Below are 16,976 nucleotides of genomic sequence, written 5' to 3'. Positions count from 1 at the left end.
GCGCAGCGCCCGACAGCGCCCGACAGGGCGGCGCGCAGCGCCCGACAGACCGTCAGGCGCGGTCACTCGTCGCGACCCGCAGGTCACCGCCCGGCGCGGCCTCGGCCAGCACCTCGAACGCCGACGGCTCGTCGAGGGCCTGGGCCAGCAGCGGGGTGGCGTTGACCTTCACGTCGTAGTTGGACAGCGCCCGCCGATAGGCCCCGACCGACTCCCACTCGGTGACGATGCTCCAGTGCTCCGGATCGTCGTACGCGCGTCCGAGCCGGCCCCGCAGGTACCCTTTGCAGGCCGCCAGAGCCGCCAGGGCGGCGTGGGCCCGCTCCGCGAAGTCGTCACCTGAGGAGCCCTCGGGCACCACGAACCTGGTCATCACGAGCATGCCGCCGAGCATACGGAAGGACACCCAGTGAGCGACCGCGTGCTCCAGCGCCTCGCCCGGATGAACAAGACGGCCGCGTTCCTGGGCGCCGCGGTCCTCATCTTCCTCGGGCTGTATCTGCCCGGCATCGTCGGCGCCACCGTGTTGATCCTGATTGCGGCGGGGCTCGTGTGGCTCTTGACGAAGACGTGGCGGGTCACCGCGGCCCCGGCCCGGATACCGCGAGTGCTCATCCTCACCCTGCTGATCATCGCCGCGGCCTACAAGGCAAGTTGACAACGATATTCATTATCAGGCACGCTCGAAGGGTGGTTCTCCAGGTCGAACGGGCGGTCGTCGCCTATGACGGGCGGCCGATCCTCGACGGGGTCTCGCTTTCGGTGCGCGCCGGCGAGGTCGTCGCCATCCTCGGTGCCAACGGGTCCGGCAAGTCCACCCTCGTGAAGGCGGCCATGGGCCTGGCCCCACTGGCCGGTGGTGAAGTGCGCCTTTTCGGCACCCCGCTGAAGAGGTTCCGGGGCTGGCACCGGATCGGCTATGTGCCTCAGCGCGTCGGGGCCGGTGCCGGGGTGCCCGCCACCGTCGGCGAGGTCGTGGCCGAGGGCCGCCTGGCCCGCCGCGGCTTCCTGCGGCCCGCCTCCACCGCCGACCGCCGCGCCGTCACCGAGGCCCTCGAGGCCGTCGGCCTGGCCGACCGGGCCCGCGAGCCCGTCTCCGTGCTCTCCGGCGGCCAGCAGCAGCGGGTCCTCATCGCCCGGGCCATCACCGGCGGCCCCGAGCTGCTGGTGCTCGACGAGCCCACGGCCGGCGTCGACGCGGTCAGCCAGGGCCTGTTCGCCGATTGCCTGCGCCGGTTCGTCACGCAGGGTGGCACCGTCGTGTTCGTCGCGCACGAGCTCGGCCCGCTGCGCCCGCTGATCACCCGCGCGGTCGTGGTCAACCGCGGCGAGATCGTCCACGACGGCGCCCCGCCGATGGACAACGACCACGTGCACCCCCACCACGGCGACGTTTCGCAGGCCGCGGCGGCGTGAGGCGAATCAGTACACCATGAGCATCTTCGCCTATGACTTCATGATCCGAGCGCTCCTCGGGGCGCTCATCACCGGCGCCTCGGCCCCGGCGATCGGGACCTATCTCGTGCAGCGGCGGCTGTCGCTCATCGGCGACGGGCTCGGGCACGTGGCCCTGACCGGGGTCGGGCTCGGCCTGCTGCTGCACAAGTCCCCCGTGATCATGGCCGTGCTGGCCGCGGCGGCCGGGGCCGTGATCATCGAGCTGGTCCGGGAGCGTGGCCGGACCTCCGGCGACATCGCGCTCTCGATGCTCTTCTACGGCGGCATCTCCGGCGGCGTGGTCCTGGTGAACCTGTCCGACGAGCAGAGCAGCCGGAGCCTCGTGTCGTACCTCTTCGGCTCCCCCCTCACCACGAACCGGCAGGATCTGACGGTCATGCTCATCCTCGGGGTTGCCGTCCTCGCCGTCGCCATCCTGCTGCGGCCGTGGCTGTTCGCGGTGTGCCACGACGAGGAGTACGCCCGGGTGTCCGGGCTGCCGGTGCGCACCCTCAACCTCGTCCTCGCCATCACCACCGCGGTCACCGTCACCGTCGCCATGCGGGCCGTCGGCCTGCTGCTGGTCAGCGCGCTGATGGTCGTCCCGGTGGCGACCGCGCAGCAGATCACCCGCGGGTTCCGGGCCACGATGCTGGCCGCGATCGGGATCGGCCTGGCCGTCTCCGGGCTCGGCGTGTGGCTGTCGACCGCGATCGACACCGGCCCGGGCGCCACCGTCGTGCTCCTGGCCATCGCCGGCTTCTTCGTCGTCACCGTCGGCGTCTCGGCGTGGCGGGCCGCCGGCCGGGCCCGGCACCGCACCGCGCCCGCCGAACCCCAGCCGGAGGTCGAGGCCGGTGTCGGGGCCTGAGGTCAACGACGGCTACGAGGCCGCCGGCGAGCTGCTGAAGGCGCTCTCCGCACCGCTGCGCATCCGGATCGTCACCGAGCTGGCCGGCGGGCCACGCTGCGTGCACGAGCTGGTCGAGACGCTCGGCGCCCCGCAGCCGCTGGTCTCCCAGCACCTGCGCGTGCTGCGCGGGGCGGGCGTGGTCCGCGGTTCCCGGCGTGGGCGCGAGATCGCCTACGCTCTGATTGATGAACACATCGCGCACATCGTCGCGGATGCGGTCAGCCACGTTCGTGAGGGCTAGAACCACAGCGGTGGTAGCGATGGCGGCGGTATTGGCCCTCGGCGGATGTACTGATAAATCCGATACATCGGACAAACCCCGCCCGACCCTCGCCGCCCCCACGCCGACCGACCCGGTCGGGGCGTTCAAAGCGGCGGTCACGAAGACCAGCCAGACGTCGATGACATTCGCGATGGTCGCGGACGCCGGCGAGCTCGGCGCGCAGCAGGGCCAGGGCGCGATCGACCCGGCCAAGAAGTCCACCGCCTACGACTCCGAGCTGCTCACCAGCGAGCGGAAGATCGACATCACGGCGATCCTGGTGAGCCCGGACCTCTACCTGAAGGTGACCGGCCTGACCGGCGACCGCTGGGCCCACGTCGACATGGCGAAGGTCAAGTCCCTGGCCACCCTGGGGCTCGACCACACCGGCAACCCCACCGGCCTGGCCGCCCTCAACGACGAGATCGTCACGGTCGAACGCAAGGACGCCGGGTCCTACTCCGGGACCCTGGACCGCACCAAGGACCCGCTGCTGCCCAACGCCGGCGCGAGCGAGGCCCTCAAGAGCGTGCCGTTCGAAGCCAAGGTCAATCCGCAGGGGTACGTCACCGACCTGATCATCCGCACCCCGCCGGTCGGCACCTCGCCGGCCACCACGTCGACGGCGAGATTCGCCGACTTCGGGAAGGCGCCCGCGATCGAGCGCCCCGACTCCGCGCAAGTGGAGCAGGCCTCCGACACCATCTACCAAGCACTGCAATGAGCAGGTTCATGGCTCACGCTGGAAGCCATGAAGCTCTATGCGGATCGCGCCCCCATCGCCATCCGGCAGCTGCTCACCGATCTGTTCGTGATCGTGTGGGTGTACGCCTGGATTCGCGTGGGCATGGCCCTGTTCGACCTGATCCAGAAGCTGGCGGTGCCCGGCCAGAAACTCGAGAGCGCCGGCGACGGACTCGCCTCGAACCTCAACTCCGCCGGCGACAAGATCAACGGCGTGCCAGGGGTACCGGACTCGGTAGCGGCCCCGTTCAAGAACGCCGCCAGCGCCGCCGCCTCCCTGGCCAACGCCGGCCGCGAGCAGCAGGACATCGTCAACGACCTGGCCTGGACCCTCGGCATCGTCGTCGCCGTCCTGCCGATCCTGTTCCTCGTCGGCATCTGGCTGCCGCTACGCATCCGATATGCGCGGCGAGCCGGATCCGCGAACCGCCTGCGCAACGCCACCGCGGGCCGCGACCTGCTGGCCCTGCGCGCCCTGGCCACCCAGCCGCTCAAACGGCTGGTGAAGCTCGACCCCGAGATCGCCGCACTCTGGCGGCGCGGCGACCCCGAGGCCGTGGAGTCCCTCGCCCGGCTGGAGCTGCGCTCGCTAGGCCTTCGCTAGCAACAGCGCGGCCACGCCCGCGACCTGGTCGGCATAGTGCGTGACGAACTCCGGTGAGCGGGGGTCGACCCCGCACACACTCTCGATCACGTGCGGCAGCGTCGTGGGCGCCATGGCCGCGGCCATCAGCATGACCAGCACGGCGGCCGGGTCGGCCCCCTCGATCAGATGCGCCCGCAGCTGCTCGACGCTCGCCCCGAGCAGCCGGGCCCTCGCCTCGCGGTCCGGGTCGCCGTCCGGCCCCGTGTACTGCAGCCCGCTCCACGCGAACACCCGCACGCCGTCCGGGTCGCGCAGGACTTCGAGCACGTAGCGCCGCAGCTGCTCCGGCAGCGGCGTCCCCGGCGGCGCGATCTCTCCCTGCCGCTCCTGCCACAGCTGCGCCATGGCCTGGTACAGGCCCTCTTTGCCGTCGAAGTAATAGGACACCAGCTGCTGGTTGACGCCGGCCCGATCGGCGATCGCCCGCACCCGCGCGCCCGCGTAGCCGTGCGCGCCGAACTCGGCCGCGGCCGCCTCAAGGATCTTGCGCCGGGTGCGCTCGGCATCGCGCTGACGCTCGGGCGGCGCCGGCGACCGGCGGGGCTTGGTTGGCACGACGCGATTATACGGACGGTTGACTGTGCTAATCATTCATCTGTTTGACAAAGACACTCGGATGATTGACTGTGGTCGGCATGACACGAGTACTGATCGCGGGGGCGGGGATCGGCGGGCTGGCGCTGGCACAGGCGCTGCGACGGGGCGGCGTCGACGTCGCCGTCTACGAGCGGGACCCCTCGGCGCGGACGCGCGAGCAGGGGTACCGCATCCACATCGACCGGGACGGCAACGCGGCGCTGCGGGCGTGCCTGCCGCCGGAGGTGCTCACGCTCGTCCGCGACACCAGCAGCGTCAACGGCGACCTGGTGGCCGGGTTCACCCACCGCCTCGAGCGCGTGATGGTCCAGGAGTTCCCCGGCATCCCCAACGACGAGATCACCCACGTCGACCGGGAGACGCTGCGCCGCGGGCTGCTGGCCGGCCTGGAGGACGTCGTGCACTTCGGCCGCCCGGTGACCGGCTACACCGTCACCGCGGCGAGCCGGGTGAGCGTCGGCTTCGACGAGGGTGACCTGCTGGTCGGGGCGGACGGCGTCGGCTCGGCCGTGCGCCGGCAGCTCTTGCCGCACGCGGTCGTGCGCGACATCGGGCTGCGCTGCGTCTACGGGCGGCTGCCCATCGACGGGCACACCGCGATCCCGGCCGACTTCGACCGCGGCTTCTGCTGGGTCGCCGACGACACCGGGGTCGGCATGGGCTTCGCGACGGTCCGCTTCCGCACGCCGGTCGAGGGGCGGCCGGACTACCTGATGGTGACCCTGGTGACGACGCCGGAGCGACTGGGCGTGCCGGATGCGCGGCTCTTCACCATGACGCCCGAAGCGCTGCACGAGCTCGTGGCGGCGACCGCCGCGGGCTGGGCTCCGGCCATCGCGACGCTCATCGCCGGGACCGTGGACTTCTTCCCCATCACACTGCGCGCCGGCGAGCGGGTCGAACCGTGGACGCCGGGGCCGGTGACACTGCTCGGCGACGCCATCCACACCATGCCGCCCACCGGCGGGGTCGGGGCGAACACGGCGCTGCAGGACGCGGCGACGCTGGCCCGGGAGCTGCTGACGCCGCGACCGCTGCGAACCGCGGTCGCGGCGTACGAGCAGGTCATGCTGCCCCGCGGGTTCGCCACCGTGGAGCGGTCGCTCGCGATGGCCGGTCAGATGTTCACAAGCGGCGGCGGACGTCCTGCTCCGTAGAGGGGCCGGGCTCCCAGTCGGCGGTCGACGGCCCGTCGGTCGGGGCCGGGATCACACCTTCCTCGAGGGACAGGTAGCGGCCGGCCAGGACCCGCTTGGCCGCGGCCATCTCCACCGAGTCGGCGTTGGTCCACAGGTCGTGGAAGAGCTGCTCGGCCCGCAGGGTCGCCTGCCGGCAGAACAGGTCGGCCAGCTCCACGCCCTCGGGGCGGTCGGCCTGCTCGGTGCGGGCCTTGACGCACGCGGCCGACATCGCGAACAGCTCCGCGCCGATGTCCACGATCCGGCCCAGGAAGCCCTGCTTCTGCTCGAGCTTGCCCTGCCAGCGGGCCATCGCGTAGAAGGTCTCCCGGGCCAGGCGGCGCGAGGCCCGCTCGACGTAGCGCAGGTGGGTCGCGAGCGGGCCGAACTCGGTGAAGCTGCCGGGCAGCTGGCCCTTGCCGGCGACGAGGGTCGGCAGCCACTTGGCGTAGAAGCCGCCGGCCTTCCCGGCCGCCTTGGCCTTGCGACCGAGGCCCGCGTCGGGGTCGATGATGTCGCCGGCCACGGAGAGGTGGGCGTCGACGGCCTCGCGGGCGATGGCCAGGTGCATGATCTCGGTCGAGCCCTCGAAGATCCGGTTGATCCGCAGGTCGCGCAGGATCTGCTCGACCGGGATGGCCCGCTCGCCGCGGGCGGCCAGGCTCTCGGCGGTCTCGTAGCCGCGGCCGCCGCGGATCTGCAGGAGTTCGTCCGCGACCTTCCAGGCCAGCTCGGAGGCGTAGAGCTTGACCAGGGCGGCCTCGATGCGGATGTCGTTGCGGTTGTCGTCGGCCAGGCGGCAGGAGACCTCCAGCATCGCCTCCATGCCGTAGGTGGAGCCGGCGATGAACGCGATCTTCTTGGCGACGGCCTCGTACTTGCCGATCGGGCGGCCCATCTGGACCCGCTCGCCGGACCACTCGCGGGCCACGCCGAGGCACCACTTGCCGGCACCGACGCACATCGCCGGCAGCGACAGCCGGCCGGTGTTCAGCGTGCTCAGCGCGATCCGCAGGCCCTGGCCCTCGCCGCCGATCACGTTGGCCTTCGGCACCCGCACGTCGTGGAAGCGGGTGACGCTGTTCTCCAGGCCGCGCAGGCCCATGAACTGGTTGCGGCGCTCGATCGTCACGCCCTCCGCGTCGCCCTCGACGACGAACGCGGTGATGCCGCCCTTGTGCCCCTCGCTCTTGGGCACCAGCGCCATGACCACGAACAGGGTGGCCAGGGTGCCGTTGGTGGCCCACAGCTTGACCCCGTTGAGCAGGTAGTCGCCGTCCTCGGTCGGCACCGCGGCGGTGCGCAGGCCGGCCGGGTAGGAGCCGACCTCGGGCTCGGTGAGCAGGAACGCCGAGACCTCGCCGGCCGCCAGCCGCGGCAGGAACCGCTGCTTCTGCTCGTCGTTGCCGATGAGTTTGAGCGGCTGCGGTACCCCGATCGACTGGTGCGCCGACAGGAGTGCGCCGATCGAGGGGTTGACCGAGCCGACGAGCATCAGCGCGCGGCAGTAGTCGAGGTTGGTCAGGCCGAGGCCGCCGTACTTCTGGTCGATCTTCATCCCGAAGGCGCCCAGCTCGCCGAGCGAGCGCAGCACTTCGTCGGGGATGTGCGCGTCCCGCTCGATCTGCTGGCCGTCGACCTCCGACGCCAGATAGCCGGCGAGCTTGGCCCGGAACTCGGCGCCGCGGGCCTCGGCCGCCGGGTCGAGCTCGGGCAGTGGGTCGATGAGATCGAGGCGCAGCCGGCCGAGGAAGAGCTCCTTGCCGAAGCTCGGCTTCCTCCACTCGGTCTCGCGATTCTCCTCGATGACCTTGCGCGCCTCCCGCTCCGCGCGCACCGACGTCGAAACCATGGCCGCCCCCAAAAGGTAAACCCTGCTGACGCTCCTGAAGCCAGGTTATTACCCGCGAGTAGCCCGCGCTATGCCTAAAGCGCGACGCGGGCCAGGATGGCGTCGGCCAAGGCGGACGGCGCCTCATCGGGAATCCAGTGGCTGATCCCGGCCAGGGGGACGAATCGGTAATCGGCCGTGACGTGTTCGGCGCAGGCTCGCGCCGCTGTCGGGCCGATGGCCGGGTCGCCATCGCTCCACACATAGGTGGTCGGGACGGCGGCCGGTCCGAGACCGACGAGGTCGAGCGAGCTCATGGCCCGATACCAGTTGAGCGCCGGGGTCAGCGCGCCGGGCTCGAGCAGCGGCCGGACGTAGGGGTCGGCCTCGACGAAGGGCTCGAACAGCGCCCGGAGCCGCCGGCCGCCGTCCTCCAGCAGGACCTGCTCGGCCTTCCCGGCCTGGCGGAACAGTTTCATGTAGGCCGACCGCTCCTTCTGGTCGGGATCGTTGGCATAAGCAAAAGCCGAAGCATGCGGATGGGGTACTGAAACCGCGGTCAACGTCTTCACCCGCTCGACGTGACGCAGAGCGACGTGCCACGCGCAGACGGCTCCCCAGTCGTGGCCGACAAGATGTACCGCCGAAATGTCCAGCGCATCGAGGACGGCCACGGCGTCCAGGGCGCACTCGGCGATCCGGTAGTCCTCGACCCGCTCGGGCCGGGCGCCCGGCGAGGTGCCGCGCTGGTCGAGGGCGTAGGTGCGCAGCCCGGCCGCGTGCAGGAGCGGCGTCACGGCCGCCCACTCGCCGCTGTGCTGGGGAAAGCCGTGCAGGAGCAGGACCGGTGAGCCGTCCGCGGGGCCGCCGGCGACGACATCGAAGGTGAGCGAGCGGACCGTGATTTTCATGACCAGAGACTACGAGCCGGCGACGTTCACTGTTACCGTCGGGAAACAACTGCACATCCGACAGGGGAGCGCACAGCGCTGAGAGTGCGGCGGCCGGCGAGTCCGGCACCGCAGACCCTCGAACCTGATCTGGGTAATGCCAGCGCAGGGAGCTCGGTCACCTCACGCCAGCCCGCCATGGCTGCTTCGGCAGTCAGGGCGGTCGCGTCTCCTTCTGGTTCGCGTCGAACTGGGAGGTAATGAACATGGAAACCCGTTGGCGGACCGTCGACATCGTCGTCGCGTCCATCATCGCCGTCGCCTTCGCCGCGGTGTTCTACGCCTGGAACAACCTGTGGAACGCGCTGGAGAGCTTCGCGCTGCCGTGGCGCGCGGTCATCTACGGCGTGTGGCTGATCCCGGCCGTCCTCGGCCCGCTGGTCATCCGCAAACCCGGCGCCGGCCTCTACACCGAGCTCGTCGCCGCGATCGTCTCCGCGCTGTTCGGCTCCGCCTGGGGCCTCACCGTCGTGGTGTCCGGCCTGGTCCAGGGCATCGGCGGCGAGTTCGGCTTCGCGGCCACCGGCTACCGCCGCTATCGGCTCGCCAACGCGCTCGTCGCCGGCGCGCTGTCCGGGGCCGGGGCCGCCGTGTTCGACCTGAGCGTGTACTACGGCGACACGTTCAGCGCCGGCCAGAAGTGGACCTACGCGGCGCTGGTCGTGGCCAGCGGCGCGATCGTGGCCGGGGCCGGCAGCTGGGCCCTGCAGCGCGCGCTGTCGAAGACCGGCGTGCTGGACCGCTTCCCGTCCGGCCGCGAACGGGTCGCCGTCTAGCGTTGAGCACGGTCGAATTCCGCGGGTTCGGGTGGCGGCACGCCGGGCGCAAGGCCTGGGCGGTCCGCCACCTCGACCTGCGCATCGAGCACGGCGAGCGGGTCCTGCTGGCCGGCGCCTCCGGTGCCGGCAAGTCGACGCTGCTGGCCGCGCTCGCCGGCCTGCTCGCCGAGGACTCCGGCGAGCAGGAGGGCGAGGTCCTCCTCGACGGCCGCCCGCCAAGGGCGGCTCCTTCCGGGTCCGGTCCCGCTCGTCAGGCCCGGGCCGGCACGGGCATCGTCTTCCAGGACCCGCAGACCCAGCTGGTTATGAGCCGCGCCGGCGACGACGTCGCGTTCGGCCTGGAGAACCGCGCCGTCCCCCGGGACGAGATCTGGCCGAGGGTCGACGCCGCCCTGACCGCCGTCGGCTTCCCCTACGACCGCGCCCGCGACACCGCCGCCCTGTCCGGTGGCGAGGCCCAGCGCCTGGCCATAGCCGGCGTCATAGCGCTGCGCCCCGGCCTGCTCCTGCTCGACGAGCCGACCGCCAACCTCGACCCGGACGGCGCCCAACTGGTCCGCACCGCGATCGCCAAGGTCATCCAGGACCTGGACGCCACCCTGGTGCTGGTCGAACACCGCGTCGACGAAGCCCTCCCCCTGGTCGACCGCACGATCGTCATCGGCGACCACCCGGACGCCGTCTGGACCCCGGGCGCCGCCCTCCCGTCCCGCCAAGCCGTCACCACCCCCGGCGAAACCCTGCTGACCGCGGAGTCGCTCCGGCTGCCACACAACAACACGACAGTGCATGAGGTGGTACTGCGGGGACAGGCCCTGGCCGTAGAGGGTCCCAACGGCGCCGGCAAGACCACCCTGGCCCTCCTCCTGGGCGGCCTGACGAAGCCGGCGTCCGGCCGCGTCCGCGCGTCATCCGCCCTGGCCGGCCGCGACGCCGGACGCCCACCGCACCGCTGGCGAGCCTCACGCCTGGCCACCAGGATCGGCTCGGTCTTCCAGAACCCGGAGCACCAGTTCGTCACCGACACCGTCCGCGCCGAGCTGTCCCTCGGCGGTGCTCCCGCATCCGCTGTGGACACCCTGCTGGAGCGCCTGCGCCTGCACCACCTGGCGCTGGCCAACCCCTTCACGTTGTCCGGCGGCGAACAACGCCGGCTCAGCGTCGCCACCGCCCTGGCCGCCGCCCCGCAGGTCCTGATCCTCGACGAGCCCACCTTCGGCCAGGACCTCCGCACCTGGCGCGAGCTGGTCACCCTCCTGGCCGACCAGCGTGACGAGGGCCGCGCCCTGGTCCTGGTCACCCACGACGCCCAGCTCGTCGACGCCATCGCCGACCGCCGCACGAGGCTGACCCGATGACGAGCTGGCTGGGGCGGCGGGACGCGACCGCGAAGCTGCTGGCGGCGCTGGTGGTCACCGCGGCCGTCGTGACCACGCTCGACCCGGTGGCGTCGCTGACCGTGATCGGCACGCTGCTGGTGCTGACGCCGTCCACCGGGGTTCCGCTCGGGGCGCTGTGGCGGCGAGGGTGGCCGATCCTGCTCTCGGCGGCCGGGATCTTCCTGTTCACGGTGCTGCTCGGGGCGAAGGACTCGGCCGTCGTCGCGCACGTGGCCGGGCTGGACATCCGCGAGAACGCGGTCGGCTACGCGCTGCGGCTGCTCGCGGTCGGGCTGCCCGGGTTCCTGATGTTCGCGACCATCGACCCGACCGACCTCGCCGATTCGCTCGTCGCGCACCTGCGGGTCTCGCCGCGGTTCGCGATCGGGGCGCTCGCCGCGTTCCGCCTGGCGCCGCTGCTGGCCGACGAGTACCGGTTGATTCGGCTGGCCCGGCGTGCACGCGGTACCAGAGCGGGCATTGGCTCTTCGCTCTTCGGGCTTTTGGTGGCCGCCATCCGGCGGGGGATCCGGCTCGCCACGGCCATGGAGGCGCGGGGGTTCGACCGGGGCGGGGCCCGGACCGTGGCTCGGGAGACCCGGTTCGGGTGGATGGATGCGCTGGTGGTGGCCCTCGGCATTACCCTCGCGGCCACCGTGATCTTGCTGAAGTTCGCGCGGACATAGGCATATCGCTACCTGTTGTTCGTTCGTGGCCGGGAGGGTCGGCGGTGAGGACCACCTAACTTTCCGCTGAGGAGCCTTCATGGGCCACGGCCACCACCACCATCACCACGAGGACATGCCGCAGGCCAGTGGCGACGTCCCCGCGGTGCTCGACGCGTCGATCCCGGACAGCGAGCTCTCCCCCGGCGACGTCTCCCGCCGCGGGTTCCTGCGCCGCGCCGGCCTGCTGGGCGCGGCCGCCGCTGCCGGCGGTGCGCTCGCCAACGCGGGTGTCGCGCACGCGCACGGCGACGACGAGCACAGCCACGACTTCGACGGCTGGGACCGGCACGGGCACAACCGCCCGTCGTTCAACAACTACAAGTGGCTGGCGGGCGACCACCACATCCACACCCAGTTCTCCAGCGACGGCATGTATCGGGTCGACGACCACGTGAAGCACGCGTCGGCGTTTGGCCTGGACTGGATGGTCATCACCGACCACGGCACCGTCCAGCACTCCAAGATCGGCGTCGACAAGGTCAACCCGCTGATCCGGGCGGCCCGCGACGACTACAAGGACATGCTGGTCTTCCAGGGCCTGGAGTGGAACATCCCGGCGGCCGAGCACGGCACCGTGTTCGTGCACCCGGGCGCCAACGAGCTCGCCGTGCTCAAGGAGTTCGAGGGTACCTTCGACGGCTCCGTCCAGGGCGCCGTGAACCCGGCCAACGTGACCGAGGCGCTGGCCATCGCCGGCATCAAGTTCCTCGGTGACCAGGTCACCAAGCGGCGGGTCCAGGACGCCCTGTTCCTGGCCAACCACCCGGCCCGCAACGGCATCGACTCCCCGCACGAGATCCGGGGCTGGCGCGACGCCAACCCGCAGATCGCGATCGGCTTCGAGGGCGCGCCCGGGCACCAGGCCGCCGGCATCGCCAAGCCGAACGGCGCCGGCGCCGGCCGCGGCTTCTACGAGAACGCCCCCAACGCCAACTCGTTCCCCGGCTACCCGCTGGAGAGCTACCGCACCTGGGGCGGCTTCGACTGGATGACCGCCACCGTCGGCGGCCTCTGGGACAGCCTCCTGGCCGAGGGCAAGCCGTGGTGGATCTCCGCGAACTCGGACTCGCACGTCATCTACGAGGAGACGGCGAAGCGCCCCGACAACACGGACTTCGCCACCAACGGCTACCACTTCGACCCGGTGTACGGCCAGCCGACCAACCTCACCGCCGGTGACTTCTGGCCGGGCTACTACAGCCGCACCCACGTCGGCGCGGGCAACTTCAGCTACGCGGCGGTCATGGCCGGCCTGCGCGCCGGGCGCGTCTGGGTCGACCACGGCGGCCTGATCAGCGACCTCGACGTGCAGGTGCGGGTCAAGGGCTCGCCGGTCGGCGTCACCCTGGGCGGCTCGCTGCAGCTGCGCCGGGGCCAGCGGGCCGAGCTGGTCGTCAAGGTCAACCTGGCCAACAAGTCGAACTGGGCCAACTTCGTGCCGACCCTGGCCCGCATCGACGTCATCCGCGGTGCCGTCAAGGGCGCCGTGTCCGACAAGGACACGTTCAAGGCCCCCGACACCAAGGTCGTCAAGTCGTTCGAGGTCAACAAGGCGACCGGCACCGTGTCGTTCAGCTATGACCTCGGCGTCGCCGACGAGCCGTTCTACGTCCGCCTGCGCGGCACCGACGGCAACCGCAGCGCCCCCGGCTACCTCGGCGCGGCGATCGACCCGGTCGGCCCGGCGATCGACGTTCTCGGCGACGCCGACCCGTGGAAGGACCTCTGGTTCTACGCGAACCCGATCTGGGTCCTGCCCCGGTAATGGCGTTCCCCGACGTCCAGGCGGCCGACCATCACATCCTGACGGAAGGCCGCCCGGCATTCACCTACTTCACCGGCGGCCAGGTCGGCGTCGGCATCGTCGCGGAGGAGCAACCCCCGGAAGGCGCCCGCCAGGTGCTGTTCGAGGGCTCCGCCGCGCTGCAGGGCACGATCCCGGTCTCGGCCATCCTGGCCGGCTCGGCGATCGAGCAGGTCGTCATCCTGGGCGGCTTGACGGCGGTGCCGGAGATGCTGGTCGACACGCGCGACCACGTGCGGCCGATCTGGCGCGACGGGGTCCTGACGCTCGTCACGCAGTTCGGCCGGGGCGGCGTGCTGGTCCCGTTCGAGCCGCCCGACAACCGGCCCTGCTGCGCCGATCATTGACAACGTTGCGGCGTGCCTCCGAGTTAACCTCGGGGGCATGCTGCAGCAGTACGACGAGCGCAACGCCGACCTGCGCTACTGGGTCAACGGCACCCTGAGGCACCGCGACGAGCCCGGCTTGTCCCCGTTCGACTCCGTGGTGCAGGGCGGCGACGCGGTGTGGGAGGGCCTGCGACTGTACGGCGGCGGCATCTACGGCCTGCACGAGCACCTCGCCCGCCTGCGCCGCTCCGCGGTGTCCTTGGCCTTCGAGGGCATCCCGGCCGACGACGACATCATCGCCGCCCTCCGCGCGACGCTGGCCGCCAACGACATGCGCGACGACGCCCACGTGCGGCTCACACTGACCCGCGGGGTGAAGGTCACCAGTGGCATGGATCCGAGGCTCAACCGCAGCGGTTGTACCTTGATCGTGCTGGCCGAGTTCAAGGCGCCGGTCTACGACACGAGCGGCCTCACCTTGGTCACCAGCAGCGTCCGCCGCCCGGCCCCGGACGTCCTGGACCCGCGCGTCCACCACAACAACCTGCTCAACTCGATCCTGGCCAAGATCGAGGCGAACGTGGCCGGCGCCGACGACGCCATGATGCTCGACGCCCGCGGCTTCGTCGCCGAGACCAACGCGACGCACCTGTTCGCGGTCAGCGGCGGCGAGCTGCTCACCCCGCGGGCCATCGCCTGCCCGGAGGGCATCACCCGCGACACCGTGCTGCGCATCGCCCCGGTCCCGGTGCACGTGCGGGACATCGCGCAGGTGGAGATGTACACCGCGGACGAGGTCTTCTGCACCGGCACCATGGGTGAGATCGCCGGTGTCGTCACGATCGACGGCCGCCCGATCGGCGAGGGCAAGGTCGGCCCGGTGACCCGCCAGATCGCCGAGTTGTACCGCGCCCACGCCCGCGCGAACGCGGTGAAGATCTGAGGCGCCACCTGTCGTATCCACCGGTGCTCGTTCGTGGAACAAGTGGCGCGGCCGCCCGGGCCGCCCGAGGCAGGAGGACGACGATGCCGGAGTACCTGATCACCTTCAACGACGAGTGGGTGCCGGAACACACGGCTGAGCAGCTGCGGGCGAAGGCCGCAGCCGCCCGGACCGTGACCGACGACATGCTGGCCGAGGGCGTGCTGGTCTTCACCAACGGCGCCCTCGACCGGTCCACGGCGGTGTGCAGCGTCGTGTCGGTCGGCGGCGAGGCCGTCTTCACCGACGGGCCCTACGCCGAGACCAAGGAGCACCTCGGCGGCTTCGCGGTCGTGGACGTGCCCGACGACGAGGCCGCGCGCTACTGGGCCGGCCGGCTCGCGACCGCGCTCGACTGGCCGCAGGAGGTGCACCGGTTCCCCGGGCTCGGGCCGGCCCGCAGCACCTGGCCCCGCCGGGAATGAGCCCGGCGGAGGCACTGGTCCGCGCCCACCGTGAGGAGTGGGCGCGGGTCGTCGCGGACCTCGCCCGCCGCTTCGGCGATCTCGACGTCGCCGAGGAGGCGGCGGCCGAGGCGTTCGCGACGGCGGCGGAGCGGTGGCCACGCGAGGGCGTGCCACCGAACCCCGGCGGCTGGCTCACCACCACCGCGACCCGCAAGGCGATCGATTGGCTCCGTCGCGAGGCACAGCGCGACGCCAAGCACCAGGCGGCCCGGATCGTGTCCGACGACTCCCCTCCCGCACCGACCGGCCCGGTCGAGGACGACCGGCTGCGGCTGATCTTCACCTGCTGCCACCCCGCCCTCGCCCTGGAGGCCCGGGTCGCGCTCACCCTGCGCCTGCTCGGCGGCCTCACCGTGGCCGAGATCGCCCGCGCCTTCCTGGTCCCGGAGACCACGATGGCCCGCCGGATCACCCGTGCCAAGGGCAAGATCAAGGCGGCTCACATCCCCTACCGGGTGCCCTCGCCCGACGACCTGCGCGCCCGGCTCGGCGCCGTGCTGGCGGTCGTGTACCTCATCTTCAACGAGGGCTACCTCGCCGGCGCGGGCAGCGACCCGGTCCGCGCCGACCTCACCGACCGGGCCATCCACCTCGGCCGCCTGCTGCGGACCCTCCTCCCGGACGACGGCGAGGTCACCGGCCTGCTGGCCCTGATGCTGCTGACCGACGCCCGCCGCGCGGCCCGCGTCTCCCCCGCCGGGATGCTGGTGACGCTGGCCGAGCAGGACCGCAGCACCTGGGACCGCACCCTCATCGCCGAAGGCCGCGCCCTGGTCCGCGAGCGGATCGCGGCCGTCAACGCCGGCGCCGCCCCGCCCGGCCGCTACCAGCTGCAGGCCGCGATCAGCGCCGTGCACACCGAGGCCCCGACCGCCCGCGACACCAACTGGTCCACGATCGCCGCCCTCTACGACCGCCTGGCCCGGATCGACCCGTCGCCGATCGTCCGGCTCAACCGGGCCGTCGCCATCGCCGAGGCCGTGGGCCCCGAACCGGCCCTGGCCGAGACCAACCGCCTGGCCGCCGCCCTCGACGGCTACCACGCCCTCCACGCCACCCGCGCCGACCTGCTCCACCGCCTCGGCCGCGACCGCGACGCCCGAGCCGCCTACGACCGGGCGATCGCCCTGACCGGCAACCCGGCCGAGCACGCCTACCTGACCGCCCGCCGCGACCGCCTACCCCGCTGAACCGAGCACCGCACGCTTCTCGGCCTCGAACTCGGCGGTGCTGAGGCCTCCCGCCCGCCACTGCTCGGCCAGCCGCTGCAGCGGCGCGACCCGGGCGTCCGTCGCCACATTGTCGGGGGCGTTGCGCAGCGTGACGAACTCGGCCCGGGTGAGCGCGCCGACACTGCGCAGATCGTTCAAAGCCTTCAGCCGCGTCCAGGCGTCAACGGTGGTGTACGGCTTCGCCGCCGCCGGCGACGGGCGGACGCGGCCCGCGGCCCGCTGCCGGACCAGCTGCACCACCCCGACGACTCCGACAACGAGGCCCATCGGCAGGAACGTCGCGGCCACGATCGACCCCCCGAGCCGCGCGTCCGCGGGCATCTCCTCCTGCGTGAGCACCTTGATCAGCAGGGCGACCCCGCCGCCGGCGAAGCCCGCGACCCAGAGGAACTGACCGGCGCCCGGCGCGAGGAAGGCGCGCGGGCTCACGATGATCCCCGCGATCCAGCCGAGCGCGCCGGCCACGATCATCCAGAACGTGGCGTCCGCACCCTCGGGACAGGGGTTCGCGATCTCGTACGGCCCGCCCGACGCGCAACTGCCGATGTCGAGCACCTGATCCAGCCCGACCCCGGCCGCGACGATGCCGGACAGGCCGATCACCAGACTCGCGATCTCGCGCACGAACGGCTTCATCCACGCTCCCGGGGCCGCGATCGAGCCTCGATGATCGCAAGTCCGCCCGCCGGCGCCATCGCGATGACCGAATCCCGACGCG

The 16,976-nt window shown here is 71.9% G+C and carries 20 protein-coding genes and 1 riboswitch; of the genes, 15 read left to right on the top strand and 5 right to left on the bottom strand.

The genetic code is table 11. The annotated features are described in order from the left end of the window. Positions 1–52: 52 nt before the first annotated feature. Positions 53–382: an antibiotic biosynthesis monooxygenase family protein gene (locus ACIA8L_RS27680; RefSeq protein WP_395909351.1), complete on the bottom strand. Its 330-nt coding sequence runs from the start codon at positions 380–382 to the stop codon at positions 53–55. 27 nt (positions 383–409) lie between these two features. Between ACIA8L_RS27680 and ACIA8L_RS27675 the strand changes: the two genes are divergently transcribed. Genes ACIA8L_RS27675 through ACIA8L_RS27650 form a run of 6 tightly spaced genes read left to right on the top strand, consistent with a single transcriptional unit; the run spans position 410 to position 3,960 of the window. Then, on the top strand, positions 410–658 hold the full coding sequence (locus ACIA8L_RS27675) for a DUF6703 family protein (RefSeq protein WP_395909349.1): 249 nt from the start codon (positions 410–412) through the stop codon (positions 656–658). Positions 659–690: 32 nt separating this feature from the next. After that, positions 691–1,416, top strand: a complete 726-nt coding sequence (locus ACIA8L_RS27670) for a metal ABC transporter ATP-binding protein (protein ID WP_395909348.1) — start codon at positions 691–693, stop codon at positions 1,414–1,416. Between the two features lie 16 nt (positions 1,417–1,432). After that, complete coding sequence (locus ACIA8L_RS27665; RefSeq protein WP_395909346.1) at positions 1,433–2,308, top strand: metal ABC transporter permease; 876 nt, start codon at positions 1,433–1,435, stop codon at positions 2,306–2,308. Further along, positions 2,295–2,591 (top strand): ArsR/SmtB family transcription factor, encoded by a 297-nt coding sequence (locus tag ACIA8L_RS27660; RefSeq protein WP_395909345.1) that lies wholly within the window; start codon positions 2,295–2,297, stop codon positions 2,589–2,591. The genes ACIA8L_RS27665 and ACIA8L_RS27660 overlap by 14 nt, the downstream gene beginning before the upstream one ends. Before the next feature lie 19 nt (positions 2,592–2,610). Continuing rightward, entirely contained in the window at positions 2,611–3,336 is a 726-nt protein-coding gene (locus ACIA8L_RS27655; protein WP_395909343.1) for a hypothetical protein, read from the top strand. 27 nt (positions 3,337–3,363) lie between these two features. Further along, a complete protein-coding gene (locus ACIA8L_RS27650; RefSeq protein ID WP_395909341.1) occupies positions 3,364–3,960 on the top strand; it encodes a hypothetical protein in 597 nt (198 codons plus the stop codon). On the opposite strand, the gene ACIA8L_RS27645 is transcribed toward ACIA8L_RS27650, so the two are convergent. Continuing rightward, positions 3,946–4,557 (bottom strand): TetR/AcrR family transcriptional regulator, encoded by a 612-nt coding sequence (locus tag ACIA8L_RS27645; protein ID WP_395909339.1) that lies wholly within the window; start codon positions 4,555–4,557, stop codon positions 3,946–3,948. The two genes, ACIA8L_RS27650 and ACIA8L_RS27645, sit on opposite strands and share 15 nt — an antisense overlap. Positions 4,558–4,637: 80 nt before the next feature. On the opposite strand from ACIA8L_RS27645, the gene ACIA8L_RS27640 reads away from it, so the two are divergent. Further along, the gene (locus ACIA8L_RS27640; protein WP_395909337.1) at positions 4,638–5,756 is read left to right on the top strand and encodes an FAD-dependent oxidoreductase; all 1,119 of its coding nucleotides are present in this window, start codon (positions 4,638–4,640) and stop codon (positions 5,754–5,756) included. On the opposite strand, the gene ACIA8L_RS27635 is transcribed toward ACIA8L_RS27640, so the two are convergent. Together ACIA8L_RS27635 and ACIA8L_RS27630 are read right to left on the bottom strand one after the other, a co-directional pair. Next, on the bottom strand, positions 5,725–7,629 hold the full coding sequence (locus ACIA8L_RS27635; protein WP_395909336.1) for an acyl-CoA dehydrogenase family protein: 1,905 nt from the start codon (positions 7,627–7,629) through the stop codon (positions 5,725–5,727). The genes ACIA8L_RS27640 and ACIA8L_RS27635 overlap by 32 nt on opposite strands. A 74-nt stretch (positions 7,630–7,703) precedes the next feature. Next, a complete protein-coding gene (locus tag ACIA8L_RS27630; protein ID WP_395909334.1) occupies positions 7,704–8,519 on the bottom strand; it encodes an alpha/beta fold hydrolase in 816 nt (271 codons plus the stop codon). Positions 8,520–8,571: 52 nt separating this feature from the next. Next, positions 8,572–8,688: riboswitch (TPP riboswitch) on the top strand. 70 nt (positions 8,689–8,758) lie between these two features. Here ACIA8L_RS27630 and ACIA8L_RS27625 point away from each other — a divergent pair. The 8 genes from ACIA8L_RS27625 (at position 8,759) to ACIA8L_RS27590 (ending at position 16,216) form a co-directional block, all read left to right on the top strand. Then, positions 8,759–9,334: an ECF transporter S component gene (locus ACIA8L_RS27625; RefSeq protein ID WP_395909332.1), complete on the top strand. Its 576-nt coding sequence runs from the start codon at positions 8,759–8,761 to the stop codon at positions 9,332–9,334. Between the two features lie 2 nt (positions 9,335–9,336). Then, a complete protein-coding gene (locus ACIA8L_RS27620; RefSeq protein ID WP_395909331.1) occupies positions 9,337–10,695 on the top strand; it encodes an ABC transporter ATP-binding protein in 1,359 nt (452 codons plus the stop codon). Further along, complete coding sequence (locus tag ACIA8L_RS27615; protein WP_395909329.1) at positions 10,692–11,402, top strand: energy-coupling factor transporter transmembrane component T family protein; 711 nt, start codon at positions 10,692–10,694, stop codon at positions 11,400–11,402. Before ACIA8L_RS27620 ends, ACIA8L_RS27615 begins: the two co-directional genes overlap by 4 nt. A 79-nt stretch (positions 11,403–11,481) precedes the next feature. Next, the gene (locus ACIA8L_RS27610; RefSeq protein WP_395909327.1) at positions 11,482–13,209 is read left to right on the top strand and encodes a PHP domain-containing protein; all 1,728 of its coding nucleotides are present in this window, start codon (positions 11,482–11,484) and stop codon (positions 13,207–13,209) included. After that, positions 13,209–13,595: a hypothetical protein gene (locus ACIA8L_RS27605; protein ID WP_395909325.1), complete on the top strand. Its 387-nt coding sequence runs from the start codon at positions 13,209–13,211 to the stop codon at positions 13,593–13,595. Before ACIA8L_RS27610 ends, ACIA8L_RS27605 begins: the two co-directional genes overlap by 1 nt. Before the next feature lie 37 nt (positions 13,596–13,632). Continuing rightward, the gene (locus tag ACIA8L_RS27600) at positions 13,633–14,520 is read left to right on the top strand and encodes an aminotransferase class IV (RefSeq protein ID WP_395909323.1); all 888 of its coding nucleotides are present in this window, start codon (positions 13,633–13,635) and stop codon (positions 14,518–14,520) included. Positions 14,521–14,603: 83 nt separating this feature from the next. Beyond that, a complete protein-coding gene (locus ACIA8L_RS27595; RefSeq protein WP_395909321.1) occupies positions 14,604–14,984 on the top strand; it encodes a YciI family protein in 381 nt (126 codons plus the stop codon). Next, positions 14,981–16,216, top strand: coding sequence for an RNA polymerase sigma factor (locus ACIA8L_RS27590; protein ID WP_395909319.1), 1,236 nt, complete (start codon positions 14,981–14,983; stop codon positions 16,214–16,216). Before ACIA8L_RS27595 ends, ACIA8L_RS27590 begins: the two co-directional genes overlap by 4 nt. On the opposite strand, the gene ACIA8L_RS27585 is transcribed toward ACIA8L_RS27590, so the two are convergent. Next, the gene (locus tag ACIA8L_RS27585; protein ID WP_395909317.1) at positions 16,205–16,894 is read right to left on the bottom strand and encodes a hypothetical protein; all 690 of its coding nucleotides are present in this window, start codon (positions 16,892–16,894) and stop codon (positions 16,205–16,207) included. The two genes, ACIA8L_RS27590 and ACIA8L_RS27585, sit on opposite strands and share 12 nt — an antisense overlap. Positions 16,895–16,976: the final 82 nt, after the last annotated feature.

It is taken from the genome of Dactylosporangium sp. NPDC051541 (assembly GCF_044454505.1).
Taxonomy (GTDB): domain Bacteria; phylum Actinomycetota; class Actinomycetes; order Mycobacteriales; family Micromonosporaceae; genus Dactylosporangium.
Note: the sequence above shows the minus strand (reverse complement) of the source record. Positions and strands in the feature narration are given on the sequence as shown.